22 protein-coding genes and 2 riboswitches are annotated in these 25,963 nt (G+C 38.9%); of the genes, 15 read left to right on the forward strand and 7 right to left on the reverse strand.

Annotation, left to right across the window (positions count from 1 at the left end; all coding sequences use genetic code 11):
- The first annotated feature begins 143 nt into the window (after window positions 1–143).
- The 4 genes from MKY06_RS06495 (at window position 144) to MKY06_RS06510 (ending at window position 2,714) form a co-directional block, all read left to right on the forward strand.
- The gene (locus tag MKY06_RS06495; protein WP_013055996.1) at window positions 144–1,442 is read left to right on the forward strand and encodes an NCS2 family permease; all 1,299 of its coding nucleotides are present in this window, start codon (window positions 144–146) and stop codon (window positions 1,440–1,442) included.
- Window positions 1,443–1,682: 240 nt separating this feature from the next.
- A complete protein-coding gene (locus tag MKY06_RS06500; RefSeq protein ID WP_328098981.1) occupies window positions 1,683–1,991 on the forward strand; it encodes a cbb3-type cytochrome c oxidase subunit I in 309 nt (102 codons plus the stop codon).
- Window positions 1,992–2,195: 204 nt separating this feature from the next.
- Window positions 2,196–2,459: a hypothetical protein gene (locus MKY06_RS06505; protein ID WP_013055998.1), complete on the forward strand. Its 264-nt coding sequence runs from the start codon at window positions 2,196–2,198 to the stop codon at window positions 2,457–2,459.
- Window positions 2,460–2,507: 48 nt separating this feature from the next.
- The gene (locus tag MKY06_RS06510; RefSeq protein ID WP_013055999.1) at window positions 2,508–2,714 is read left to right on the forward strand and encodes a hypothetical protein; all 207 of its coding nucleotides are present in this window, start codon (window positions 2,508–2,510) and stop codon (window positions 2,712–2,714) included.
- A 57-nt stretch (window positions 2,715–2,771) separates the two neighbouring features.
- Here MKY06_RS06510 and MKY06_RS06515 read toward each other — a convergent pair whose 3' ends face one another.
- The 3 genes from MKY06_RS06515 to MKY06_RS06525 all read right to left on the reverse strand — a co-directional run bounded on the left by MKY06_RS06515 (window position 2,772) and on the right by MKY06_RS06525 (window position 9,232).
- The gene (locus MKY06_RS06515) at window positions 2,772–3,569 is read right to left on the reverse strand and encodes a Cof-type HAD-IIB family hydrolase (protein WP_013056000.1); all 798 of its coding nucleotides are present in this window, start codon (window positions 3,567–3,569) and stop codon (window positions 2,772–2,774) included.
- A gap of 380 nt (window positions 3,570–3,949) precedes the next feature.
- Window positions 3,950–7,393, reverse strand: a complete 3,444-nt coding sequence (gene metH, locus MKY06_RS06520; RefSeq protein WP_013056001.1) for a methionine synthase — start codon at window positions 7,391–7,393, stop codon at window positions 3,950–3,952.
- A complete protein-coding gene (locus MKY06_RS06525; protein ID WP_013082256.1) occupies window positions 7,394–9,232 on the reverse strand; it encodes a bifunctional homocysteine S-methyltransferase/methylenetetrahydrofolate reductase in 1,839 nt (612 codons plus the stop codon).
- A 107-nt stretch (window positions 9,233–9,339) separates the two neighbouring features.
- Window positions 9,340–9,446, reverse strand: a riboswitch (SAM riboswitch).
- 344 nt (window positions 9,447–9,790) lie between these two features.
- Between MKY06_RS06525 and MKY06_RS06530 the strand changes: the two genes are divergently transcribed.
- From MKY06_RS06530 to ptsP, 9 genes are all read left to right on the forward strand, one after another.
- Window positions 9,791–10,825 carry a YkvI family membrane protein gene (locus MKY06_RS06530; RefSeq protein ID WP_013056003.1) on the forward strand — a complete coding sequence of 345 codons (1,035 nt, stop codon included), beginning with the start codon at window positions 9,791–9,793 and terminating at the stop codon, window positions 10,823–10,825.
- A 107-nt stretch (window positions 10,826–10,932) separates the two neighbouring features.
- Window positions 10,933–11,083: riboswitch (FMN riboswitch) on the forward strand.
- A 278-nt stretch (window positions 11,084–11,361) separates the two neighbouring features.
- The gene (ribE, locus tag MKY06_RS06535; RefSeq protein WP_013056005.1) at window positions 11,362–12,021 is read left to right on the forward strand and encodes a riboflavin synthase; all 660 of its coding nucleotides are present in this window, start codon (window positions 11,362–11,364) and stop codon (window positions 12,019–12,021) included.
- A gap of 16 nt (window positions 12,022–12,037) precedes the next feature.
- On the forward strand, window positions 12,038–13,231 hold the full coding sequence (locus MKY06_RS06540) for a bifunctional 3,4-dihydroxy-2-butanone-4-phosphate synthase/GTP cyclohydrolase II (protein ID WP_013082259.1): 1,194 nt from the start codon (window positions 12,038–12,040) through the stop codon (window positions 13,229–13,231).
- Window positions 13,232–13,322: 91 nt separating this feature from the next.
- Window positions 13,323–13,793 carry a 6,7-dimethyl-8-ribityllumazine synthase gene (gene ribH, locus MKY06_RS06545; protein WP_013056007.1) on the forward strand — a complete coding sequence of 157 codons (471 nt, stop codon included), beginning with the start codon at window positions 13,323–13,325 and terminating at the stop codon, window positions 13,791–13,793.
- Window positions 13,794–14,229: 436 nt separating this feature from the next.
- Window positions 14,230–15,102 carry a hypothetical protein gene (locus tag MKY06_RS06550; protein ID WP_029325101.1) on the forward strand — a complete coding sequence of 291 codons (873 nt, stop codon included), beginning with the start codon at window positions 14,230–14,232 and terminating at the stop codon, window positions 15,100–15,102.
- Between the two features lie 131 nt (window positions 15,103–15,233).
- The gene (gene glcT / locus MKY06_RS06555) at window positions 15,234–16,082 is read left to right on the forward strand and encodes a glucose PTS transporter transcription antiterminator GlcT (protein ID WP_013056009.1); all 849 of its coding nucleotides are present in this window, start codon (window positions 15,234–15,236) and stop codon (window positions 16,080–16,082) included.
- A 270-nt stretch (window positions 16,083–16,352) separates the two neighbouring features.
- A complete protein-coding gene (gene ptsG / locus MKY06_RS06560; protein WP_013056010.1) occupies window positions 16,353–18,407 on the forward strand; it encodes a glucose-specific PTS transporter subunit IIBC in 2,055 nt (684 codons plus the stop codon).
- 18 nt (window positions 18,408–18,425) lie between these two features.
- A complete protein-coding gene (locus MKY06_RS06565; protein ID WP_013056011.1) occupies window positions 18,426–18,692 on the forward strand; it encodes a phosphocarrier protein HPr in 267 nt (88 codons plus the stop codon).
- Window positions 18,692–20,413: a phosphoenolpyruvate--protein phosphotransferase gene (gene ptsP / locus MKY06_RS06570; protein ID WP_013082261.1), complete on the forward strand. Its 1,722-nt coding sequence runs from the start codon at window positions 18,692–18,694 to the stop codon at window positions 20,411–20,413. Before MKY06_RS06565 ends, ptsP begins: the two co-directional genes overlap by 1 nt.
- Before the next feature lie 41 nt (window positions 20,414–20,454).
- Here ptsP and MKY06_RS06575 read toward each other — a convergent pair whose 3' ends face one another.
- From MKY06_RS06575 to MKY06_RS06585, 3 genes are all read right to left on the reverse strand, one after another.
- Entirely contained in the window at window positions 20,455–21,141 is a 687-nt protein-coding gene (locus MKY06_RS06575) for an LrgB family protein (protein WP_013056013.1), read from the reverse strand.
- Window positions 21,138–21,506 carry a CidA/LrgA family protein gene (locus MKY06_RS06580; RefSeq protein WP_013056014.1) on the reverse strand — a complete coding sequence of 123 codons (369 nt, stop codon included), beginning with the start codon at window positions 21,504–21,506 and terminating at the stop codon, window positions 21,138–21,140. The genes MKY06_RS06575 and MKY06_RS06580 overlap by 4 nt, the downstream gene beginning before the upstream one ends.
- Before the next feature lie 641 nt (window positions 21,507–22,147).
- A complete protein-coding gene (locus MKY06_RS06585) occupies window positions 22,148–23,023 on the reverse strand; it encodes a LysR family transcriptional regulator (RefSeq protein ID WP_013056015.1) in 876 nt (291 codons plus the stop codon).
- A 240-nt stretch (window positions 23,024–23,263) separates the two neighbouring features.
- Here MKY06_RS06585 and MKY06_RS06590 point away from each other — a divergent pair, with 240 nt between their 5' ends.
- On the forward strand, window positions 23,264–24,040 hold the full coding sequence (locus MKY06_RS06590; RefSeq protein ID WP_013056016.1) for a hypothetical protein: 777 nt from the start codon (window positions 23,264–23,266) through the stop codon (window positions 24,038–24,040).
- A 297-nt stretch (window positions 24,041–24,337) separates the two neighbouring features.
- Here MKY06_RS06590 and MKY06_RS06595 read toward each other — a convergent pair whose 3' ends face one another.
- A complete protein-coding gene (locus MKY06_RS06595; protein ID WP_289912457.1) occupies window positions 24,338–25,033 on the reverse strand; it encodes a GNAT family N-acetyltransferase in 696 nt (231 codons plus the stop codon).
- Window positions 25,034–25,177: 144 nt separating this feature from the next.
- Between MKY06_RS06595 and MKY06_RS06600 the strand changes: the two genes are divergently transcribed.
- Window positions 25,178–25,963, forward strand: coding sequence for an SDR family oxidoreductase (locus MKY06_RS06600; RefSeq protein ID WP_029325103.1), 786 nt, complete (start codon window positions 25,178–25,180; stop codon window positions 25,961–25,963).

Below are 25,963 nucleotides of genomic sequence, written 5' to 3' on the forward strand. Positions count from 1 at the left end.
ATAACAGTTTTAAATAAGGAATGAACGCTTAAGCTAAAGGAGACAAGTTTTCCTTGCAACAATTGTTGATTTTGCTATAATAACTTCGGTGGCATTTTTGATCACTGGGTGGGCGAGGGATAGATGAAAAGAAGGAAATTAGATTGAACGCATTATTTGAAAAGTTGTTTCGTTTAAACGACCACCAAACAACTGTTGGAAAAGAAAGCTTAGCTGGGGTCATTTCATTTCTTTCCATCGTGTATATTATTGCTGTTAATTCAACCATTTTGTCTGATGCCGGTATTCCGCTTGAAGCAGGAATATTCGCAACAGTAGCTTCGGCTTTTGTAGGCTGTGTTATTATGGCTTTTTGGGCAAATGCGCCTCTCATCCTGGTGCCAGGTATGGGGATTAATGCATTGTTTACGTATACGATGGTTCAATCAATGGGGTTATCTTGGCAAGAAGGGTTATTAGCAGTAGTGATATCCGGCTTTCTTTTTATAGCATTAGCTTTTTCACGACTGTCTGCCAAAATTGTCTCTTCGATTCCGCATTCGCTAAAAGAAGCGATAACAGTCGGTGTTGGCTTATTTTTAACATTTATCGGTTTGCAAAAAGGGAAGCTTGTAGTTCCAAGCGAAAACACTTTTGTAGCACTTGGAGACTTGTCAGATCCGTTTGTGATCAGTACGCTGTTGACGTTAATTATCACAATCGTACTGTTTATCCGAAATGTGAAAGGTAACTTTTTGTTAAGCATGATTGCTGGATCAGTCCTTGCCTTCTTACTTGGTGTAAGAAGCGGTGCAGAAAAAGGACAGTCGGCTGGGAGCGTGAACGACTTCTTTAGCAGCTTTGGCACATTGTCTTTTGGAGCTATTGGAGACGTTGCGTTTTGGGCAGCTGTCTTTTCATTAACAATGGTATTGATTTTTGAAAATATCGGTTTGCTGCATGGTCAGCTAGGTATGATGAATCAAGATAGCAAATTTCCGCGGGCCTTTCAAGCAACAGCCGCCTCAGCTTTGCTAAGCGGCGTGTTTGGAACAAGTCCAACGGTGTCTTCTGTAGAAGGAGCATCTGGTATTGCAGCTGGAGGGCGAACGGGTTTAACATCGCTGATTACAGGAGTTTTATTTTTAAGTTCACTTCTGTTTATTCCATTTATCAAGCTGGTGCCAGATAGTGCTATTGCACCTATTCTTATTGTTATTGGAGCATTGATGATTCAAAATATCAAAAACATCAATTTACAGGACTTAACAGAAGGTTTCCCTGCATTTTTAATTATTGCGCTTATTCCTCTTACGTACAGCATTGCTGATGGAATTGCATTTGGGTTCATTGCGTATCCACTGCTTAAATTATTCCTTGGTAAAATGCGTGAAGTATCGATGTTTATGTATGTAAGCGCGCTGTTGTTTTTCTTGAATTTTGTGCTGCATTATATTGCTTAAAATAGACAGCTGAGTACTTTTGCTCAGCTGTTTTTTGTGTTTGCGGTAAAGAATCCTCTTTTTAGATATCATACTCCGTATTTCGTGTCCTTTGGCTAATCTGCCGCTTCTAAAATGACGTTTCCTGCGTAAAGTAGTACAGAAGTCGTAGGGGGATATAAGGGGGAGAAAACGATGGGAATTAAATTAATTAAAATATCAGCCGTTTATTTTTGAATTGGCATCATATTGGGGTATTATATGTCAATTGTTCACAGCTACGCTTTGACACCTGTTCACGTGCACATCAATTTATTAGGATGGACATCGCTTACGTTAGCGGGAATTATTTATTATTTGTTTCCTGCGTTTAGCGAAAGTAAATTAGCCAAACTGCACGTATGGTTGCATAATATAGGATTACCGGTCATGATGATTGGTTTATTTTTCATGATCGTACTAGAAAACCAAGCTTTTACACCCGTAGTGGCAGCAGGAGCAACATTTACGGCTATTGGCGTTTTAATTTTCGTATATCACATCCTTAAAAATTTGAAATCTGAACGATGAACGAAGAAGGTCGTTGACGATGGCTGCTAATTTCAAAAGGAAAAAGAACCAGCTATAGCGAATATACATGTAAACAAGGTGAAAGTGTGATTTACATAAAGATGTGCTAGGCATCTTTATAAGGAGGGGTAAGCTGCAGGGATTTCTAGCTCTTATAAAAGCCAATAAAAGGGCTGATTATAAGTTTCTTGCGGCGGAGATACTATGGGAGAACATCAACAATTAGTGCGTGTTAGGGAGCTAGCAAATGAAATTATTCGACTTCGTCTTCAAGACCGTACGACTTATGACGAATTAGAGTTGCAAAATAATGTAGAGTTGTTGTCTCGTTCTGTGGTTGACTTAGTAAACATTATGTTAGCCGAAGATGTGGATTCGTCTACGTCTTTAAAAGCTACAGCTTCTAAAATGAAAATGGTGTATAATAACATGCATCAAGCTGAGAAAAAAGATTATTTGCATTTCTAATTGCTAGGCTCCTTTTCGCCACAAACGAAATGGAGGTGTACGAGGCAGATGCTATCGTCACTAACGACTTCTGAAGCTATTGTAGCATCCGTTCTTGCACTGGTTGTCATTGCCGTTTCCATTATCTTTTTTGCCACTCTTATTATGGTTGTTGTTCGACGAGAAAGAATCAGCAGCTTGGTTAATCACGGAGAGCATGCAGATGGGAAGCAAAAAAGCTTAGGTGAATTTTTTCGTTCTTTACGAAAAAAATAACTACCGTTTTCTTATTAAATAGATAAAAGCGGTCAATTTAAACGTTGACCGCTTTTTTTAGGTTGTTTGCTTATTTTTTTCTAAAACAATACGCGCTGCTTCACTAACTGATGACACAACAGCAGAGGCGTGGCGCTGAACAGCTTCAGGAGCTGTAGCCATAGCGAAACTGTTCGGCGTTAATTGGAACATAGGAATATCATTAAATGAATCCCCCACACATGCAATTTCCTCTGGTTTTAGCTGAAGATGATTTAATAAAATTTCAATGGCATTTCCTTTGCTGATATGTTTAGGCATAATATCCAAACACTGCTTGGCAGAAATATATGTATCAATATAATCACCAAACTCTTCGTTCACTTCTTTTTGCAGAGCTACCATTTCATCATGATCTCCAAGAACCGTGATTTTAGATGGAGAAAGAGCGTGACCAAATGAATCTGTCATTTCAATTTGTTCTTCGATAGGGAAAAACATGTGAGTTTCAATTGCTTCAATAATTTCATTTCGCTGCTCTACATAATTGGTGTCGTTTGAACAGACAAGCGTAATACGGTTAGGATCTATCGTTTTTTTATAAAGTTGAACCGCTAAATCATCTTCAAACACTTTTCCATGAAGTTCTTGATTTTCTTTGGTCCACACAAATCCTCCGTTTTGGCTTATGCGATGAAATGTATTGTTAATATCAGTAGAAATTTTTAAAATTTCCGTATCCATTCGTCCAGAAGCAAGACAAACCTCTACTCCTTGGCGCTGAAGTTCACTAAGTGCGTCTGCATTATGCTGTTCTACGTATTTTTCTTCGTGTAAAAGAGTGCCATCTAAGTCGCTTACAAATAATTTGATCATTTCTTGAAAATTCCTTTCCCTGAAAAATTTGCTGTGATAAGAGTGTTACAAATTTATTACATTCCTTATTCTATCAGTGTTTCCCAAGAAACTCATAAAAAAAGCTCAAACCGGCGGTGAATTCAAAGAGATTGAGACATAACTACATCAATTTTTCCCGCAGGAGTCTTCGCCTTGCCCTTCAATCAACAGCTAGAAACAGCTACATGAAATCTAGTTCACCATCATAATGAAAAAATCCGAATGGAGTTGATTCTCAGTCAAGAATCTGAATTCACCGTTCGGATCTTTCTTCAGCTAAAATACATTTGTCGCAGCCTTTTTTTCAGATTTGTTCACTGTAAAAAAACAGCCGCGGTCTAAAAGACCGCGGCCATATTTTATAATACGTTAAAATATTTCGCTTCAGGATGTGCAAAAACAAGGGCTGTAACAGAAGCTTCTGGTTCCATCATGAAACCGTCTGTTAACTGAATGCCGATGTCTTCAGGTTTAAGTAATTTAAACAGTTTTGCTTGGTCCTCAAGGTCTGGACATGCAGGATATCCGAATGAAAAACGCTGACCTTGGTATTTGGCTGAAAAACGCTCCGCCATTGTAAAGTCAGGCGAATCGGGGAATCCCCAGCGGTCACGAATTTGCTGATGAACACGTTCTGCTAATCCTTCAGCTAGTTCAAGCGCAAGAGCTTGGAACACGTGACTCTTTAAAAACTCGCCGTTTTCTTTGAATTTCGCGGCGCGTTCGCGAATGCCTGTTCCTGCTGTTACAGAGAAGAAACATACATAGTCCATCTCTTTTTCTTTAGGTTTTGCAAAATCAGATAAGCACAGGAACTGTCCTTTTGCTTGTCGAGGGAAGGTAAAGCGTTCAATTTCTGTTTTTTCATCAGCAGGATCATAAATAATTAAATCATTTCCGTCTGCTTGAGCAGGGAAGAACTGATAAATAACCGCTGGCTTAATTAAATTTTCTTTTAGTGCCAGTTCGAGCAGGTCATCAACGGTTTCTTTTAATTGAACAGCACGCTCGTCTTTTTCAGCAAGCAGCTTATTCACTTTTCCTTTTAGTCCTAAGTGATGGCCTAAAAGCATCTGCCAGTTAATATACGGAAGAACCTGTGCCAAATCGTAGTGTTTGACAACGTGCCGCTTTAAATCAGCCGGTACAAAAACAGGAGCGTCCGTTGAAATGGCGGATCTTTCTAAAACAGCCGTAGCTGCTTGAGCGGTTTGAGGCTGGCGTTCTCGAACCGCTACTTTCTTTTCTTGCCGCGTTTTTAAATCTGCTAAAAGCTGAATAACTTCTTCTTTGTTCTGCAGCTTATTTGCTAACGCTAATCCGTCCATCGCATCTTTGGCGTAGAGGACCGCACCTTCATATTCCGGGGCAATTTTAAAGTCAGTAAATTTACGGGAAAGGGCAGCGCCTCCTACCATAATTGGAACATCAATGCTTGATTGTGTTAAATCTTGGGCAGTCAAAACCATTTGCTGAGCTGATTTTACTAGAAGACCTGACAGGCCAATGATGTCTGGCTTTTCTTCTTTTACTGCTTCAATCAGCTGCTGCGGCGTTACTTTAATCCCTAAATCAATTACTTTAAAACCATTGTTGCTTAAAATGATGTCTACTAAGTTTTTACCGATATCATGCACGTCGCCTTTAACCGTTGCAAGAATAACTTTGCCTTTTCCAGAATCATTTTCAGTTGCTTCCATATGAGGTTCTAAAAAGGCAACGGATGCTTTCATCACTTCCGCACTTTGAAGCACTTCTGCTACAATCAGCTGGTTGTCATTAAACAAACGTCCAACTTCCGCCATGCCCTTCATAAGCGGTCCGTTAATAATATCTAACGGATCATCATATTGAGCTAAAGCCTGTTCTAAATCAGGAAGCAATCCTTCTTTTGTACCTTCGACAATATACATTGCCAATCGTTCTTCGAGTGTTAACGTAGAAATTTCTACTTTTGCTTCTTTCTTTTTATCACGATAAAAGTCGGTAAACGTGCTTAACGTTTCATCAGTTGTGTTAAATAATAACGCATTAGCAAGCTCAATTTCAGCTTCTGGAATAGAAGCATAGCGCTCTAACTTTTCGGTATTGACAATGGCATAATCGAGTCCAGCCTGCGTACAGTGATAAAGGTAAACGGCATTTAGTACTTCACGTCCGACTGGAGGAAGACCGAATGACACGTTACTTACGCCAAGAATGGTCAGGCAATCAGGCAGGGCTTCTTTAATCATTTTAATTCCCTTAACTGTTTCTTCAGCAGAACCAATATATTGTTCATCACCAGTCCCTACAGGAAACACAAGAGGGTCAAAAATAATATCTTTTGGATTAAAGCCATGTTTTTCAACAAGCAAATCATGTGAGCGTTTAGCAATCTCTACTTTTCGTTCTGCAGTAACGGCCATGCCTGTTTCATCGATTGTACCGACAACCAGAGCTGCACCGAATTTTTTTACTAGCGGTAAGATTGCATCAAAACGCTCTTCACCATCTTCTAAGTTAATGGAGTTAATAATGACCTTACCTTGTGAGTACGTTAAAGCTTTTTCAATAACTTTCTCGTCCGTTGAATCGATTACAAGAGGAACCTTCACTTTTTTTACAACTTCTTGAATAAATTCCTCCATGTCTTCCATTTCTTCACGGTCTGGATCTGCTAAGCAAATATCAATAACGTGAGCACCATTTTTAACTTGAGCACGCGCAATTTCAGATGCTTCTTCAATTTTTCCTTCTGCAATCAGACGCTTGAACTTGCGAGAACCGATTACATTCGTACGTTCTCCCACAAAAAGAGGGCGCATAGAATCGTCATATACAAGTGGTTCAATACCGGTTACAGCATGGTTATGCTCGGAGCGATCGAGCGAACGAGGCGCAACCTCTTTTACCGCTTCAGCCAGTGCTTTAATATGAGCAGGCGTTGTACCACAGCATCCGCCTACAAAGTTCAGCCAGCCTTTATCAGCAAACCCTTTAATTTTTTGAGCAAGCAGCTCAGGGGATTCATGATAATTGCCTTCTTCATCCGGAAGTCCAGCGTTTGGATAACAGCTAACTGCTGAAGTGGCTAGGTCTGAAAGAGAGCGAATATGATCCGTCATAAATTCAGGGCCTGTCGCGCAGTTAAGTCCGACTGAAAGAGGCTTCATGTGTTCCAGTGATAAGTAAAAAGATTCGATATCTTGACCAGCGAGAGTTGTTCCCATAGGCTCAATTGTTCCTGAAATCATAATAGGAACTTCGGTTTTTAGTTTTTCAAACGCCGCTGTAATCCCTAGAAACGCGGCTTTTACGTTCAGCATGTCTTGACAGGTTTCGACTAAAAGTAAGTCAACGCCGCCGTCTAACAAACCCCGAACTTGCTCTTCGTACGATTCTACTAACTCAGGGAATGTAATGCCTCCGGTAACAGAGAGAGTTTTAGTGGTAGGACCGATAGCTCCAGCTACGAACCTAGGCCATTCGGGAGTTGAATATTTATCGCGGGCTGCACAAGCAAGCTTCACAGCTTCGATATTCAATTCATAAGCCAAGTGACCTAAATCGTATTCATCAAGTACGGTAGATGTTGAGCCAAACGTATTGGTTTCAATGATGTCGGCACCTGCTGCAAAGTACTCTTCATGAATGCGCTGAATCACATGAGGCGCTGTTCGAGTCAAATATTCGTTACAGCCTTCATATTCTTCGCCGCCAAAATCTTCAGCGGTTAAATCAGCATCTTGAATCATCGTTCCCATTGCTCCATCGATGACGAGTATTCGCTTCTTTAGTTGTTGTTCGATAAGTGAGCTCATTTATATCTTCCTTTCTGATGTAACAAGTTGCTTGTCATGAATATAGCGTGTTAGAATCTCGGTCATTTCATAGCGCATAAACGGCGTAATTAAGTAAATACCGTCAAATAACTCATATGCTGTATCAATTAAGTTCTTTGCAATCGCAAGACCTTCGACTTCACCGCGAATCCGGTCATTTCCCGTTGCATCCATGCGTTCTAGAATATCTTCTGATAATTTAATTCCAGGTACTTCATGGTGAATAAATCGAGCATTTCTTGCGCTTGTTAACGGCATGATCCCGATGTATACCGGTGTTGTTAAATGTTTGGTTGCTTCATATACCTCTTCAATTTGCTTAGTTGAATAGAGAGGCTGAGTAATGAAATAGTGAGCCCCGCAGTCGATTTTCTTTTCCAAACGCTGAACGGCTCGGTCTAAGTGACGCACGTTTGGATTAAAGGCAGCTGCGATGGAAAAATTGGTTTTTTGACCAAGCGGTTTACCGGAATAAGATAGTCCTTCATTAAACTGAGCGATTAAACTAATCAAGTCAAATGAAGATAAATCGTAGACCGAAGTGGCGCCAGGGAAATCGCCAACTTTTGACGGATCACCGGTAATTGCAAGCACTTGATTCATTCCTAGCGTATGAAGTCCCATTAAATGAGATTGAAGTCCAATTAAATTTCGGTCGCGACAGGTAATATGAATAAGCGGTCGTGCTTTTGTTTCTTGCTGCATCAGTGTTGCCATTGCCAAGTTGCTGATGCGAGGTGAGGCAAGAGAATTATCAGCTAATGTAATAGCATCTACGCCGACTTTATCAAGTGCTTTTGCGCCTTCTAAAAATTTCGTCGGACCAAGCTGTTTAGGCGGATCTAGCTCGACGATAACCGAGCGGCGCTTCTTCACAATTTCATGCATATGAGGTTTATCCTGCTGCTCACGCTCTTGAACCGTAACGGCTGGTCTCATTTTAACGACTTTGCTTGTAATCGGAGGCAGGTCTTTTAAGGCAGATGACATTGCGCGTACGTGAGCTGGTGTTGTACCGCAGCATCCTCCAATTAAGCGAACCCCTTGTTCGCGGAATAAACGCGCGCTTTCTACAAAGTAGTCTTCATTAGTTTCATATTCCAGCTTTCCTTCCACATACGCCGGAAGGCTGGCATTAGGGTAAGCAGATAAGAAAGCACGATCAGGAAGCGGTACTTCTTCAAGAGACTGAATCATATGATAAGGACCTAAGCGGCAGTTTAGCCCGACAACATCTGCTCCCAACGCTTCTAATTCTTTTAATGCATCTGCTAAAGGACGGCCATCTTGCAGCACGCCAATATCATGCAGGGAAACGTGGGTAATAATAGGCTTATCCGTTTCTTTTCTTGCCAGTGTAAGAACGGTCTTTAATTCTTCGAAATCATAGTATGTTTCAAATAAAAGGCCATCCACGCCTTCATTTAAAAGCCAAAACATTTGTTCACGAATGCTTCGCTTAACCTCTTCTAAACTAATAGCGTTTTTTTGGAAAGAACGAATTCCGCCGAGTGTACCAACCACGTAAGCCTGATCTTTTGCAGCTTGTTTCGCTAATTTTACACCAGCAACATTGATGTCTTTGACTGAATCTTCTAATCCATAACGGGCAAGTTTTTGATAATTAGCAGCGTACGTATTTGTTTGAATAACGTTTGCACCAGCTTCTACATAGGCTCTGTGAATACGAGAAACCTCTTCTGGTTTGGTGATGTTTAGTTCTTCAAAACAGCTGTCAATACCGTGTGAGTAAAGGAGGGTACCAGTGGCACCATCCCCAATTAAAATTTTAGACTTTAAATCTTCAAGTAACCCCATGTCAAAACCTCCTTAAATTGTTCCGCTTCTATTTCACGAGTGATTCGTTTTATGCAATATGCCGATAAAATAGAAAAAGTCTTCTTAAGAAGAAGACTTTTTTCGCCTTCTTATCTTCCAAGCAATAAATTGCTTGCTGGATTTAGCACCATGTCTCTAACGACTGGTTGCTGAGGTTTCAAAGGGCCAGTCCCTCCACCTCTCATGATAAGAATCAATTGTATATAATTGAAACATATTTTTTTAAATAGAAAGAATACTTATTTAATAATTTATCTGATTTTTAGAAATTATACAACAGTAAATTGTGAATTTCCAGCAAATATTGAGGGAAATTTAAAAGCTAAAGGGAAAATATCCGTATATTTTGTTTAAAAATGACTGTTATGTTAGGGGTTAAGGAGTTTTTTGTGAGAAATACAAAAAGAAAATGAAAAATAAAAAATAAACGAAAAGGCACAAGCGCTGGGATATGCGTAGATTTACACGTAAAAAGGCTCGTCTTTTTTTAATCGTTTCTACATATAGTGAACTATGAAGGGTAGAAGGGTGATGGGCATGAAAAGGTGGAAACTCACGCTGCAGGTTGCTGCTACGTATGTAGGCACCGTTGTAGGAGCCGGTTTTGCAACAGGCAAGGAAATCGTTCAATTTTTTACACAGTACGGGGAACTTGGAATGGTCGGAATTTTGGTCAGCGGCTTGTTTTTTATTTGGCTAGGTTCAAAAATGATGCTGCTTTCGCACGCAATTGGGGCTTCTTCTTATCAGCAGCTTAATACATATTTATTTGGTGATGTGCTTGGAAAAGCGGTAAACGGTGTAATGATTGTCATTTTATTTGGAGTAACTTCAGTCATGCTAGCGAGTACGGGGGCAATAGGAAAAGAACAGTTTGGACTGTGGCCTCCTGTTGGGATGATTTTTACAATTGTTTTAACTTATATATTTATCGCAAAAGGAATTAACGGTATTTTAATGGTTAATTCTCTTGTTGTGCCGATGATGCTTTCATTTGCTTTTATCATCTTTGTGCCAAATATCAGCTATTTCTCACTGATTCAAACGAAGCCGGATTTAACGCTCGTCACGCAGTGGAAGTGGGCGGTTAGTCCCTTTTTATATATTTCCCTAAATCTAGCTTTGGCTCAGGCCGTTTTGGTTCCATTAGGAAGCTCCGTGAAGGATAGGAGCGTGATTAAAAAAGGGGCCGTAATAGGAGGGTGTGTACTTACGTTTATGCTTGTTTCTACTCATCTTGCCCTTTCCAATTTGCCTTATTCATTTCAACTTGATATTCCGATGAGTGCCGTTGTTAAAAATATCTCAGCGTGGGTGAATGTTTTATTTACGGTAGTTGTGTTAGGCGAGATTTTTACTACATTGATTGGAAATGTATTTGGAATCGCTAAGCAGCTTCAGTCATTTCTTCCCCTGAATGACAAACAAGCTTTTGCGTTTATTATCTTGGCCTGCTTTATTATTGGGCAATTCGGATATGCCCAGCTTCTTGAGTTTTTGTATCCGATATTTGGCTATATTGGACTAGCTTTTGTATGGATGCTATGTATTAAAAAAGAAAAAATAAGCTAAAAGCTGGATTTTAAAGAATAGATGTGAAAAAACGAAGTTAAATGATGTGACAAGTCGATTTTACTTTGCTATAATGTAAAACAAATAAGACTATAGCAGTCGAATATATTATCCTTCGGGGTCGGGTGTAAGTCCCAACCGGCGGTGATAAAGCGTATGCTTTTAAGCCCGTGACCCGTTTTCATACGATGTATGTTAGCGGTGGATCTAGTTAAAATCTAGAGCCGACAGTAAAAGTCTGGATGGGAGAAGGATCAGGAAGCACAGTTGTTTTTTTGTGTTGAATTAATAAGGGACACGTTTGCCTTTTTTAAAGCTACCCTTGTTTTTGTACACAAAATATAACTGTTTATTTCGTATACAATTAGCGGAATTTTGCATAGATAAAACTGATTCAGCTCAGCCGACCCCTTGGACATTTGTTCAAGGGGCTTTTTTATTTTCAGTGGTTGGGGGAAAGATAAATATGAAAAAAAAGCAGCTGCTATTTCAAAACGGTATAAGAAGTTGGAATAGCGCCAAAGCAGGTGAAGAAAATGTTCACAGGTATCATTGAAGAGATTGGAAAAATAAAACGTATTCAAAAGGCCACAGAAGCAATTGTTCTTACGATTGATGCGAAGACCGTGTTAGAAGATGTGAACTTAGGGGACAGTATTTCAGTTAACGGCGTTTGTTTAACCGTAACGGCTTACTCTCAAAATGAATTTACGGTCGATGTCATGCCGGAGACGATTAAAGCAAGTACCCTTCAGCTTCTAACCGTTGGATCACGTGTTAACTTAGAGCGGGCGATGGCTGCAAATGGCCGGTTTGGAGGGCATTTCGTTAGCGGACACGTTGATGGAATTGGAACCATTGTAAGCAAAACACGTAAAGGAAATGCCTTTTATTATGAAATTCAAGTCGATCCCGAACTTCGTGAATTTATGATGTTAAAAGGGTCTGTTTCCGTAGACGGAACAAGTCTTACTATTTTTGATGTCAGCAACCAATCATTTACTATTTCTCTTATTCCTCATACGGTGCTTCACACAGTCGTTGGAGACAAACAGCGAGGAGACAAGGTGAATATTGAATGCGATATGTTAGCTAAATATATGCATCAGATGATGACAAATAAGTCAACCCCTGGCGCCTCGAATCGTTCAGGTAACATGAAGGATTTATTGCAGCAGCATGGTTTTACAAATTAACAGTGAGGTGAAAGAGATGTTTCATAAAGTAGAAGAAGCCATTGAAGAGTTAAAAAAGGGAAAAGTGGTTATTGTATGCGATGATGAAGATCGAGAAAACGAAGGAGATTTTATTGCATTAGCCGAAAAAACGACGCCTGAGGTTATTAACTTTATGGCTACTCATGGAAGAGGATTAATTTGTACACCTGTTAATGAAGAAATTGCGCATAAATTGAATCTTCACCCGATGGTAGCGAACAATACGGATGTACATGGAACAGCATTTACAGTAAGTATTGATCATATTTCAAGTACAACAGGTATCAGTGCATACGAACGCTCTGCTACGGTTATGGCTCTTGTAAATGAAGCGACGGTAGCAAGTGATTTTCAACGCCCAGGACATATTTTCCCATTGATTGCAAAAGACGGGGGCGTTCTGCAGCGTGCAGGTCATACAGAGGCTGCTGTTGATTTAGCAGTATTAGCAGGAGGAAAGCCTGCGGGTGTTATTTGTGAAATTATGAATGAAGATGGAACAATGGCACGTGTACCGGATTTAACAAAAATTGCAGAGCAATTTGATTTAAAAATGATTACAATAAAAGATTTGATTGCCTACCGCCGCAAACATGACCAGCTTATTAGCCGTGAAGTAGAAGTGAGCTTACCTACGGCATTTGGTGAGTTTAAAGCTGTAGGATATACAAATAAACTTGATAATAAAGAACATGTGGCTCTTATCAAAGGTGATATTGATCATAATAGCCCCGTTCTCGTTCGCGTTCACTCTGAGTGTTTGACTGGAGATGTGTTTGGTTCTGAACGCTGCGACTGCGGTCCTCAGCTTCACGCAGCTCTTACGCAAATTGAAGAAGAAGGACGCGGCATTCTGCTGTATATGCGTCAAGAGGGCAGAGGTATTGGCTTACTAAATAAGCTAAGAGCATATAAGCTGCAGGAAGAAGGATACGATACCGTAGAAGCGAATGAAAAACTCGGGTTTGCGGCGGATCTGCGAGAGTATGGAATCGGTGCTCAAATCTTAAAAGACCTTGGAGTCAAACAAATGAAGCTTTTAACGAATAACCCTCGTAAAATTACTGGGCTAAAAGGCTACGACCTTGAAGTGATCGAGCGAGTGCCTCTTCAAATGCCGGCAGTGGATGCCAATAAAAAATACTTAGATACAAAAGCTAAAAAATTAGGTCATTTATTACATTTATAATTTTACACTTTTTTTCGTTATAACAAATGAAGCTAATTCATGAAAAGAAATGTAAATAACTATATATTAATACTAGCAGGAGGAACAAAAGATGAATCATTTATATGAAGGAAATTTAGTAGGCACAGGATTAAAAATCGGAATCGTGGTAGGGCGTTTTAATGAATTTATTACAGGCCGTTTACTTAGTGGAGCAGAAGATGCGCTCAAACGTCACGGCGTAGCTGATGAAGACGTAGACGTGGCTTGGGTACCGGGCGCTTATGAAATCCCATTAATCGCCAAAAAATTAGCTGAATCTAAAAAATATGATGCAGTGATTACGCTAGGAACCGTTATTCGAGGAGCTACTCCACACTTTGATTTTGTATGTAATGAAGTAGCAAAAGGCGTTGCATCTCAAAGCTTACAAACAGGCGTGCCAATTATCTTTGGTGTATTAACAACTGAAACAATTGAGCAAGCAATTGAACGTGCAGGAACAAAAGCAGGAAATAAAGGATGGGAAGCTGCAGCATCAGCTATCGAAATGGCTAACCTTTCAAAAATGATTGAAGGATAATAGATACCATTCCAGTTTTTATAAGCTGAAGAGTTAAAAGAGGCTGAAACAAAAGTATGTTAGTTGAAAGAAGATCCGAACGATGAATCGTTCGGATTTTTTTCATTGGCATGGTGAACGTAGGTTTCGGGTATGTAGTGGCTTCTAACTAAAGGGTAAGGCAAAGACTTCTGCGGGAAAAGCGGAAGAAGTGTGACCCCGCAGAAGCGGAAGCGACGAGGAGGCTCAGCGGCCGCCCGTGGAAAGCGAAGTCTTGCACGGAAATCAACTGCAGTGTAGAAAGCGATCCAAACTATCTCATGTATCCCGTTTGTTCGCCTTTAGATTGGATTGATGTAGTTATGTCTCAAGCTCTTTTGAATAGAAGCTAGCTATGTATAATTTGGCTAAAACGTCTTACTCTAAGTAATAATTAGGTCGTAAAAGGGAGACGTCTATGCCTCATTATACTGCTTTTTTTGCATTGATTATTATCAGCACAGCCGTTTTGCTTACAGTATTCATACGTAAAAAAGATAAAAAGCTAGTCGTTTTGCTTTTTTTTATCATTGGAATGGCTTATGTACTAGAGTATGTTGTATTCGTGTTGTTTGAAAGTTACGATTACGATCCTGATTTTATGACCAATGAATATTTTGATAATTTGTTTGGTTCCTTAACTTCTCAAGCGTTTGCTTTTCCAATCATGGCTATGGTGGTAGCTGCTTATCAATTAAAATTCCGCTATATTTTATTCATTTCAGCTATATTTATGGGGATTGAAGAATTATTTTTACACTGGGATATTTATACACATCACTGGTGGAAAACAATTTATACAGGCGTTTTAATGACCATAGGCTTTAGCATTTCAAAGATTTGGTATGTATGGCTAACAGAACGGTATATGACATTTGTGCATTACGCTACATTTTTTCTCGGGATGCTCGCCATTACTTCTACTATTATGTTTATGCTGTTAGCATATTTTCATAATAATTGGTTTTATACGGGATGGTTTGCGTCGGCTACTCATGATTCCGTAAATGCCACGATGATTTACGTTTGTATTGTTACGATTCTCCTCGTTTGGAGTGTAGCCAAAGAATTTTTTGTTGGAGCTGGAATGATTATAGCGGGGCTGCGTATAGTAGATATTTTGCTGATTCACTATGGGATTTTGCTGGTATCTATTACCACTTCACTTGTTCTTTTTACGCTTTTACAAGCGGGTGCATTCATTCTGAGCGTTATGCTTCAAAACTTTATTATGAAAAATTGTTATGGGACGAGCAAAAAAGACGTTGCGTTTCCAGCGAAGAACTACTAAGATAATACGTAACTCAAATAGTTTAGTTCAATAATATTTGAAACAAAGAAAAATGAATTGACGGTTATGCGTATTATTTGTAAGATAGGAAAGCAAATAATAGAAAGCCGAAACAGGGGAGTGAAGGATTCGTGAAAGAGTCCTTTTTTGTAGAAAAGGTACTTAATAATAATGTATTAATTGCTAAACACCTTACCTATGATGAAGTTGTGCTAATTGGGAAAGGAATAGGGTTCAATAAGAAAAAAGGCGATGAAATCGATGCAAAAGCCGTGGAGAAAATGTTTTTGTTAAAGAGTGAAGAAGAGCAAGAACAGTACAAGCAGCTTTTAGCTCAGGTAGATGAAGACGTGATTGAAATGATGAATGATATTGTAACGCACATTCAAAAGCGTGTTAACATTCCTTTGAATGAGCATATACACATTTCATTGACGGATCATATCGCGTTTGCGATAAAACGTTTTCAGCAGGGAATGGGGCTTAAAAATCCATTTTTACTTGAAACAAAAGCTTTATATCCAGAGGAATATACGATCGCATCTGAAGTGGTAGAAATTATTAGTCGCAAAATAGGCGTGCAGCTTCCAGTAGGAGAGATTGGTTTTATTGCGCTTCATATCCACAGTGCGCTGACTGAAAAAAACCTGCTGGAAGTGAATCAAGACTCGCAGCTTATTCAAACGATTATTAATGTGATTGAAGAATCGCTTCATCTGCAGGTAGACAAAGAATCTGTGCACTATATGAGATTGATTCGTCATTTGCATTTTGCTATTGATCGAGTAAAAACAGGAGAAAAAATAGAAGAGCCAAAAAAAATTGCTTTGCTATTGAAAGAAGAATATCCCCTGTGTTACAATGTGTCTTGGAAAGTGATAAAAGTAATGCAGCAAGCCTTACATTTACCTGTATATGAAGCAGAAGCAGTTTACTTAACGATGCATCTGCAGCGACTTATAACAAAAACGGATTTATAAAATCATTTCAATACGTGTTACTGATACGATCAGGCATGAGTGAGAAATGAAGCGATGTGTAATTGGATGAGTGTATCCATTTATCGTTTCTTTTTCCTCATGCCTTTTTTGTTATAAGAAAGCGCAATCATTTAAAGCTTAGGCTTCAGGACACCAGGAGATGTAATGAGTTTTCTAGTTAAAGAAAGCGTTTTATGAAAGCGCGTTAATGATTCACGTATCAAATAAATAGCTTGTTGCACACTAAATATATAAAAGGAGGTAAGCGCCATGTTTAAAAAACTTTTTGGAGTATTACAAAAAGTCGGAAAAGCGCTTATGTTGCCGGTTGCGATTTTACCGGCAGCAGGGATTTTACTTGGAGTAGGGACAGCGCTTCAAAACCCTACATTGTTGGATGCAGTACCGGCACTTGGTGCAGACTGGGTTCAATTGGTTTCAAATGTTTTGTCGCAAGCGGGTCAAATTGTATTTGACAACTTATCGCTATTGTTTGCCGTTGGTGTTGCCGTTGGTTTAGCTGGTGGTGACGGTGTAGCAGGTATTGCTGCAATTGTAGGCTACTTAATTATGAACAAAACGATGAGCACAATCTTAGTTGCTACAGGACAACTAGATCCTGACAAAATGGGTGCCAATCCAGCTTACACTAGCATCTTAGGAATTCCTACGTTAGCTACAGGTGTATTCGGGGGTATCATAGTAGGTATTTTAGCTTCATCCATGTATAATCGTTATTTCAATATTGAATTACCATCTTATTTAGGGTTCTTTGCAGGAAAACGATTTGTACCAATCATTACTGGGGTATTTTCAATTGTTTTAGGTGTTATTATGATTTTCATTTGGCCGCCAATTCAAAGCGGATTAAATGCTTTCTCTACTAACATGATTGATGCAAACCCAACTTTATCAGCTTTTGTATTTGGATTGATTGAACGTTCATTAATTCCATTTGGACTTCATCACATATTCTACTCTCCGTTCTGGTTTGAGTTTGGTGATTACGTTAATAAAGCAGGTCAACATATTCACGGTGACCAAAAGATTTTCTTTGCTCAATTAGCAGATGGCGTGCCTTTAACAGCAGGAACATTCCAAGTTGGTAAATTCCCGTTCATGATGTTCGGATTGCCAGCAGCAGCTCTTGCGATTTATCACGAAGCTCGTCCTGAAAACAAAAAATATGTAGCTGGTATCATGGGTTCAGCTGCTTTAACATCTTTCTTAACGGGTATTACAGAGCCGCTTGAGTTCTCGTTCTTATTCGTAGCACCAGTACTATTTGCAATTCACGCAGTATTTGCTGGTTTATCATTTATGGTTATGCAATTATTAAATGTTAAAATCGGTATGACGTTCTCAGGTGGGGTTATCGATTACGTTCTATTTGGAGTTATGCAAAACCGTACAGCATGGTGGCTAGTTATTCCAGTAGGTTTAGTTCTAGCAGTTATTTACTACTTCGGTTTCCGCTTTGCAATCCGTAAATTTAACTTAAAAACACCGGGTCGTGAAGATAAAGAAGAAGGAGAAGAAGATGTAAAAGTAGAAGCAGCAGAGCTTCCAACAAATGTTTTAGCTGCACTTGGCGGTAAAGAAAACATTACACATTTAGATGCTTGTATTACGCGTTTGCGTGTATCAGTAGATGATGTAGGTAATGTTGATAAAAACCGCTTGAAAAAACTTGGAGCAGCTGGTGTTCTTGAAGTTGGTAACAATATTCAAGCTATTTTCGGTCCGAAATCTGACACGTTAAAAGGTCAAATTCAAGACATTATGAATGGCAAAACACCGGTTGTCACAAAAGAAGAGACAAAAACAATTGAAAAACCTGTTGCAACATCTGAAGTAGGAAGCGATAATGGTAATGATATTGTTTCACCGATTGAGGGAGAATTGGTACCTTTATCGGAAGTACCAGATCAGGTATTTTCACAAAAATTAATGGGTGACGGTTTTGCGATTATTCCGAAAACAGGCACAGTAGTTGCACCAGTGGACGGAAAAATAGTAAACTTATTCCCGACGAAACATGCTTTAGGTATTGAATCAACGACTGGACGTGAAATTTTAATTCACGTTGGTATTGATACAGTTAATTTAAAAGGCGAAGGTTTTGAAGCTTTAGTTGCCCAAGGCGATGAAGTGAAAAAAGGACAGCCTCTATTGAAAATTGATTTAGACTTTGTAAAAGAAAATGCGCCATCGACGATTACGCCGATCATTTTCACGAATTTACAAGCTGATGAAAAAATTGATATCTTAAAGCAGGGCCAAGTTTCTCAACAAGAAGCAAATATTATTAACATTTCAAAGTAAAAAGGAGATTGATTTAACATGGCACAAAAAACATTTACAGTAACAGCAGACTCAGGAATTCACGCACGTCCAGCAACAACTTTAGTACAAGCAGCAAGCAAATTTGATTCTGATATCAACTTAGAATTCAACGGTAAAACTGTAAACTTAAAATCAATCATGGGCGTTATGTCTTTAGGTATTCAAAAAGGCGCTACAATCACTATCTCTGCAGAAGGTTCTGACGAAGCAGATGCACTTGCTGCTCTTGAAGATACAATGAGCAAAGAAGGATTAGGCGAATAATGACAAAGGAAATTCAAGGCATTGCCGCTTCTAGCGGCATTGCTATTGCTAAAGCATTTCGTCTAGAAAATCCAGAATTAACCGTTGAAAAAAAATCAGTAACTGAAGTTGAAGCAGAAGTAGCACGTCTAGAAGCTGCGCTAGAAAAGTCAAAATCAGAACTTGAAATTATTAGAGAGCACGCTCGTAAAGAACTTGGAGATGACAAAGCAGAAATCTTTGAAGCTCACTTATTAGTTCTAAGCGATCCTGAACTTATTAATCCAATTAAAGATAAAATTACAAATGAAAATGTAAACGCTGAACATGCACTTGATGAAGTAGCGGCAATGTTTATTAATATGTTTGAGTCAATGGACAATGAATATATGAAAGAACGTGCTGCTGATATCCGTGACGTAACAAAACGTGTATTAGCTCATCTTTTAGGTGTAAACGTTTCAAATCCAAGCTTAATCTCAGAAGAAGTTGTCATTATCGCAGAAGATTTAACGCCGTCTGATACAGCACAGTTAAATCGTAAGTTCGTAAAAGGATTTACAACAGATATTGGCGGACGTACTTCTCACTCAGCAATTATGGCGCGTTCAATGGAGATCCCAGCTGTTGTAGGTACAAAAACAGTTATGGAAGACATTCAAAACGGTGTATTAGTAATTGTTGATGGTTTAGATGGCGAAGTTATCGTTGATCCAAGCGAAGAAACAGTAAAAGCTTACGAGAAAAAAGCTGCTGAGTATGCAGAACAAAAAGCTGAGTGGGCTAAGCTTGTGAATGAAAAAACGGTTTCAGCTGATGATCATCACGTTGAACTTGCAGCTAACATTGGTACACCAGAAGATGTAAAAGGCGTATTAGAAAACGGCGGCGAAGGCGTTGGCCTTTATCGTACAGAATTCTTATATATGGGCCGCGAAGATCTTCCGACGGAAGAAGAGCAGTTTACTTCTTATAAAACAGTTCTTGAACGTATGGAAGGCAAACCAGTGGTTGTTCGTACTCTTGACATTGGTGGAGACAAAGAGCTTCCTTATTTAAATCTACCAAAAGAAATGAACCCATTCTTAGGATTCCGTGCCATTCGCTTATGTCTAGAGATGCAAGACATGTTCCGTACACAGCTTCGTGCGCTTCTACGTGCAAGCGTATACGGTAATCTGAAAATTATGTTTCCTATGATTGCTACTGTTGATGAGTTCCGTCAAGCAAAAGCTATTCTTTTAGAAGAAAAAGCTAAACTTCAACAAGAAGGCGTACAAGTTTCAGAAGACATCGAAGTAGGGATGATGGTAGAGATTCCTTCCTCAGCGGTAATCGCAGATTTATTTGCTAAAGAAGTAGATTTCTTCTCTATCGGAACAAACGATTTAATTCAATACACGCTTGCTGCTGACCGCATGAATGAGCGCGTGTCTTATTTATACCAACCGTATAACCCAGCGATTCTTCGCTTGGTGAATATGGTAATCAAAGCGGCTCACAAAGAAGGTAAGTGGGTAGGCATGTGCGGAGAGATGGCAGGAGATGAGATTGCAATTCCAATTCTTTTAGGTTTAGGCTTAGATGAATTCTCAATGAGTGCAACATCTATTCTGAAAGCTCGTTCTCAAATCCGTCAATTATCAAAAGCTGATATCGAACCTCATTTAGATACAATTCTATCAATGTCTTCTACGGAAGAAGTTATTGAGTTCGTAAAATCAACTTTTCATATTGGATAATAAAAAGGTGTGATCATATATGATCACACCTTTTTTATCTTTTAAGCGAAAATAGTAGGCAGAAGCATATTCGCAAACAGCATTGTAAGAAGTGCTGCTACGATCATGCCAAGGCTAGAAAAAGTACCTTCAATTTTTCCAAATTCAAAAGCTCTTGCTGTACCTGTCCCATGAGAAGCTACTCCTAAAAGAAGACCTCTTGCTAGAGAAGAGTGCAGTGCGAGGAGCTTAATCAGTTTTGGAGCGACCATACATCCTACTACACCGGTTATAATCACAAACATAATGGTGATATTTGGATCTCCTCCTAGCGTCTGAGATACATTAACAGCAATAGGAATCGTAACCGATCTTGGAATCAAGCTATGAACCAGCGTTGATTGTAAATGAAACACTAATGCTAACAGCATGGAAGATATCATGGCAGCAAACGTGCCGAGCCCTACGCTTAAGCTGATTTCAACACGATGTTTTTTGAGTAAATCAAAATACTTAAACATAGGAACAGCAAAAGCAACGGTTGCTGGTCCAAGCATAAAGCTAATAGCACTGGCACCTTGCTTATAATGATCATAAGAGCCATTCGTTACTAATAAGATACCAATTAAAAGAATGGGGGCTAGTAAAATAGGGGAAACTAGCATAGACTTATATTTTTTATAGAGCACTTTTGTGCCGACATAAACGAGCAGTGTAAGCGGAAGAGCAATCCATGTGAGTAATGTCATTTTAGCGAACCTTCCTTTCTTCTTGAAATATGTTCTGCAATGATTCCCGTTATAGACATCACAATAATCGTACTGATTGTGATAATAATCACAATCTGGATTCCAAAATGCATCAATACATCTCCATAATTGATGAGTCCAACGACGGCTGGTATGAAAAATAGTAATAGTTCTCCCACTAACAGTGTTCCACCTTGTTCAACCCAGCTTAATTTAATTACTTTAAAGTACAGTAAGAAAAACAGTAAGAAAAATCCGATGATACTACCTGGCACTGGGAGGTCAAACCACTGTGAAATACTTTCTCCTATTAAAAACAGAGCCGTTAGTAATAAAATCTGTAAAATCACTATAATCAGTTTCATGATTAGCCTCCTTTATTTATGTTTTTATTCATTCATTCCTAGTTTGTTGAGACAATAATGGAGTCGTCTATGCTGAAAAGACGACTCCATCATGGGAAAAGAGAAACTATTTGGATTTTGCAAATGGGGATACAACTTAAGTAAATGAATGCTACACACATATCTTACAAAAAAACGACTATAATATGAAATATATAATAACTATGATAACTATTCTTTTTAGTTATAGTTAAAAGAAATCTCTTTACAAATGCGTTGGTAACCTTTTCAAAAAAAGAGTTTGTGAAATATAAGGTCTAATTATTTAATAAAAGGCAATTAAAAAAAAGAGATGGAGACATGCTTAAATCAATTCAATCTAAAGACGAACCAATGGGAAAAATGATTTAGTATGAATGACTTATTACACCGTTGTTGATTTCCGTGCAAGGCTTCGTTTTCCGCGGGCGGCCCCTGAGCCTCCTCGTCGCTTCCCCTTTTCCCGCAGGAGTCTTCCCCATGCTCTCCAATCAACAGCTAAAAGCCGCTACATATATGGAACCTACGTTCACCACCATAAAAAAAATCCGAACGAGTTTGATTTTCTATTAAGAATCAAACTCATTTGGATTTTTAATTAAACTACTTTTGTCTCAGCTTTGTTAAACTGTACTTTTAATATAATCAATAAAAGCCTGTGTAGCATAAGAGATATAGCGATCTTTTTTAACGATTAAAGCAATTTCCCATGGAATAGCATTCTCGAGATTAATTACTTTCACATGCTCCAAATCAAGCTTTTCACATAATGAATAAGGGAAAAGAGCAATGCCGAGATTAGCAGCTACCAACTCTCCAATGAAGTCCCACTGAGAGCTTTTAAAAGCAATATTAGGTGTAAATCCATTTTTTAAACATTCGTTATAGACCATTTCATGCATGGTGAAGTCTTCATGAAAGGAAATAAGCGTTTCGTCTTTTAACTCTTTTAATGAAATCGTAGAATGCTGAGCTAACGGATGAGATTTATGAACAACAAGCTGCAGTGTTTCTCGGGCTAAAGGAGTCGTAAAAAACATGTTTTCATCAACTGGAAGTAAAACTACGCCCACATCCACTTCTCCTTGTTCCACAAATTTTTGCATTCTTTTAGCGCCATATTCCACTAATTGAATATGAATCTCAGGGTATTGCTCTCGAAATGCTTTAATAATAGTAGGAAAAAACAATGTACCAATAATAGGGGGAATGCCTATTTTGATGGTTCCTCTTTTTAAATGCATTAAATCATAGAGGGAATCCGATAAATCTCGGAGAGAAGATAAAATGCTTTCTGCTTGCTCGTACACAATTATTCCTGCATCGGTAAGCTGAACTTGTTTGCCAGCGCGATCAAACAAAGGTGTGCCGAGCTCTTCTTCTAATGATTTAACCATTTTACTGAGAGAAGGTTGCGAAATATGCAGCGCTTCAGAAGCTCTTGTGAAATTTTTATGTTTAGCCACTTCTGTTAAGTAATGCAAATGGCGAACATCCATTTTGTATACCTCCGTGTTCATACATGCTAATTAATAAGATACACACATTCTACCACATTCACAATCAGCTCTATACCTTTCTTTCCTATCAAATAAAATGATCAGTAGAAGAGGAGTGAATACGAAAGAAATTGCCAACAATATATATTTACACATTGTTTATTTTAGAAGTATAATATATAAATCAGTAGAACGGTTACATATCGATCACAGAATCAATCAATAAGGTGGTTAGAACGGTTGAGTAAAGCAGATGAAATAAGAGATATCGTTTATATTAATGGCCATGTAAATAAAAAATGCTTTATTACATATGGAATTGAATTTAAAGAGTTTTATCATTCCCTTCCTACGCCGCTTGCAAATATATTATTGTTAAAGCACGGTTTTGAAGACAGTGATTACCATTACCAAACCCATATGGACTACGTAGAAGAAGAACAAATTCATCTTTTAGCAGAAGATGATGTTTATAATTATGGTGATTTTTGTTGGATTGATTTTGAGGATGTATCTTCGTTGGATTTGTTAGAACCTCAAGATATTGCAGCGCTGCTGTATTTAGGTCATTTAAAAAAACCGCTCAACTCGCCATTTAATAATAAACTCGGTAATCAATTTGTTTATTTAGCTCATGATGATGGATTTTACAACAAAATCTATTTTCGAGACGTGTATGATATGAAGCATATTTTAAGCCGAATCATTCCGTTGAAAATGTCAGAAATTAAGCAAAAAAGATTTGTATTTAGAAGGAAAAAGTTAGAATATCCAATATTGCCTCTAGTGTTAGCAAATACGCTTCTTACTTTAACGAATGACGGTTTGTTTATTGATTTTGAACACATGGTGCAATCCCGTAGAGATATTAAAATTCCTTTGTATACAATCGGTGACTTTGACGACATGAATGAAATGTATAATGATCGGTTTGAGCACAAAGAGATGAGTAAATTGCAGGCGCATCTTGTTCTCACTCATAAAGAGCTAGAGTGGAGCATTGAAGAAGTTCAATAATCTAAAAAGAGGTTGAGACATAACTAAATGAATCCAACCTAAAGACGAACACATGTGATACATGAGCTGGACTGCTTATTACACCGCAGTGGATTTCCATGCAAGGCGTCGCTTTCCGCGGGCGGCCGCTGAGCCTCGTCGCTTCCGCCCCTATAGGGTCTCACTTCCCGCAGGAGTCTTCGCCTTGCTCTCTAATCAACTGCTAGAAGGAACGAAACAGATAAAACTATATTCACAATCACAAAAAAACGAGCCGTTAATCAAACCTGTTGATTAACGGTTCGTTTTTCACTTGGGCTAAAATACCTTTGCTCCAGCCTCTTTTTGAATAGCCGTATAAAATGGATTTTTCCATTCCATTAGTACGGCGTAGTTGTGTGAATCTTCATCTTCAATATAGTTTGCTGCGAGACCAATAGGCGTTCTGCCACAGCGCATTAAAAAGGTCATAACCGGGTCGTAGAGAGTTCCGGCTGATACAAGGTTCATGTATTCAACGGGCGTGTACAAGGAAGACACTGATGCGTATCCAGGGATGCGGCACCCGCCGAGCAGCCTTTCTAACTTGTAATGAATCACGACTTCATATAAAGACTGCAAAAGCAGCTTCCCAAGCCCAATCGATCGATGCGAAGGAATGACGCATACGTCCACTACATAAAGCGTATTACCAGAAGGGTCGTGCGTATGAATATATCCGCTTCCTGTTACTTCATCCCATGTGTGAGCCTCATTTCCTTCCACTGAAACAATCGCGCTTGTGATAGATCCGCATATTGTCCCGTCTATCTCCACGCATAGCGCTCCATCCGGAAATAGGGAAACATGGTTATTTAACTGAGCTTTGCTCCATAATAATTCAGAAGGGAAAGGAGGGGGGAAACTTTCTTCTTGAATCCGAATCAGCTCATCGAAGTCATTTGATGTATATGATCGTACCGTACATGTTACAGGCTTATTTTGATGAAAGACAAAGCATTGCTTTTTATACACTGCTTTTTTGCCTCCTTTAAGAAATAATTTTCAGATAATTAAGTATACCATATGGAAAAAAGAAATTATTTCATATTTATTGAAGAATTTGACGAGAACGTGATAAAGTTAAAAAGATTCAAACTATTAGACGAGGTGAAAGAAATGGATGTTGAATTAAAAGGAAAAACAGCGCTTGTATTTGCGGCCAGCCAAGGGCTCGGCAAAGCGATTGCTGCCAGGCTCGCAGAAGAAGGCGCAAACGTTATGATTGCAAGTCGTTCAGAAGAGAAACTAATCCAAGTAGCGGAAGAGATTTCATATCTTGGAAGCGGACAAGTGTTACATAAAACGGCAGATGTCACGAAAACTCAAGACATTCAAGATGTTATTCAATATACAGTAGATACGTTTGGAACCATTGATATTTTAATTAATAATACAGGAGGTCCTAAAGCTGGGAACTTCCTTTCGTTAACAGATGATGATTGGAAGCATGCATTTGAGTTAAATCTCCTCAGCTATATTCGTATTATTCGTGAGGTAGTGCCCGTTATGAAAAAGAGCGGAGGACGTATCGTCAATATTGCTTCTTCTTCCATTAAAGAGCCAATTGCTGGACTTATTCTGTCAAATACTTTCCGTACAGGAATCGTGGGACTTACCAAAACACTTGCTTCAGAACTAGCAGAGGACGGTATCTTAATTAACACGGTTGCGCCAGGAAGAATTGCAACAGACCGAGTGAAAGAGCTAGATACCATTCGTGCTGAAAAACTGGGAGTAGACGTTTCAGAAATTGAAGAAGAGATGAGAAACCAAATTCCTCTTAAACGCTACGGTCAGCCTGAAGAGTTTGCTAAAGCCGTTGCTTTCTTTGTTTCGGGAGCGAATTCATATATGACAGGCCAGTCGTTTCTAATCGACGGAGGCATGGTGAAATCCATTTAG

The organism is Priestia sp. FSL P4-0332 (assembly GCF_038005845.1).
Taxonomy (GTDB): Bacteria; Bacillota; Bacilli; order Bacillales; family Bacillaceae_H; genus Priestia.

Excerpts from the sequence above, each read along its gene's own strand:
- MKY06_RS06500 (WP_328098981.1), top strand. The coding sequence starts at position 1,683 with ATGTCAATTGTTCACAGCTACGCTTTGACACCTGTTCACGTGCACATC.
- MKY06_RS06505 (WP_013055998.1), top strand. The coding sequence starts at position 2,196 with ATGGGAGAACATCAACAATTAGTGCGTGTTAGGGAGCTAGCAAATGAA.
- MKY06_RS06510 (WP_013055999.1), top strand. The coding sequence starts at position 2,508 with ATGCTATCGTCACTAACGACTTCTGAAGCTATTGTAGCATCCGTTCTT.
- MKY06_RS06515 (WP_013056000.1), bottom strand. The coding sequence starts at position 3,569 with ATGATCAAATTATTTGTAAGCGACTTAGATGGCACTCTTTTACACGAA.
- metH (WP_013056001.1), bottom strand. The coding sequence starts at position 7,393 with ATGAGCTCACTTATCGAACAACAACTAAAGAAGCGAATACTCGTCATC.
- MKY06_RS06525 (WP_013082256.1), bottom strand. The coding sequence starts at position 9,232 with ATGGGGTTACTTGAAGATTTAAAGTCTAAAATTTTAATTGGGGATGGT.
- MKY06_RS06530 (WP_013056003.1), top strand. The coding sequence starts at position 9,791 with ATGAAAAGGTGGAAACTCACGCTGCAGGTTGCTGCTACGTATGTAGGC.
- ribE (WP_013056005.1), top strand. The coding sequence starts at position 11,362 with ATGTTCACAGGTATCATTGAAGAGATTGGAAAAATAAAACGTATTCAA.
- MKY06_RS06540 (WP_013082259.1), top strand. The coding sequence starts at position 12,038 with ATGTTTCATAAAGTAGAAGAAGCCATTGAAGAGTTAAAAAAGGGAAAA.
- ribH (WP_013056007.1), top strand. The coding sequence starts at position 13,323 with ATGAATCATTTATATGAAGGAAATTTAGTAGGCACAGGATTAAAAATC.
- MKY06_RS06550 (WP_029325101.1), top strand. The coding sequence starts at position 14,230 with ATGCCTCATTATACTGCTTTTTTTGCATTGATTATTATCAGCACAGCC.
- ptsG (WP_013056010.1), top strand. The coding sequence starts at position 16,353 with ATGTTTAAAAAACTTTTTGGAGTATTACAAAAAGTCGGAAAAGCGCTT.
- MKY06_RS06565 (WP_013056011.1), top strand. The coding sequence starts at position 18,426 with ATGGCACAAAAAACATTTACAGTAACAGCAGACTCAGGAATTCACGCA.
- ptsP (WP_013082261.1), top strand. The coding sequence starts at position 18,692 with ATGACAAAGGAAATTCAAGGCATTGCCGCTTCTAGCGGCATTGCTATT.
- MKY06_RS06575 (WP_013056013.1), bottom strand. The coding sequence starts at position 21,141 with ATGACATTACTCACATGGATTGCTCTTCCGCTTACACTGCTCGTTTAT.
- MKY06_RS06580 (WP_013056014.1), bottom strand. The coding sequence starts at position 21,506 with ATGAAACTGATTATAGTGATTTTACAGATTTTATTACTAACGGCTCTG.
- MKY06_RS06585 (WP_013056015.1), bottom strand. The coding sequence starts at position 23,023 with ATGGATGTTCGCCATTTGCATTACTTAACAGAAGTGGCTAAACATAAA.
- MKY06_RS06600 (WP_029325103.1), top strand. The coding sequence starts at position 25,178 with ATGGATGTTGAATTAAAAGGAAAAACAGCGCTTGTATTTGCGGCCAGC.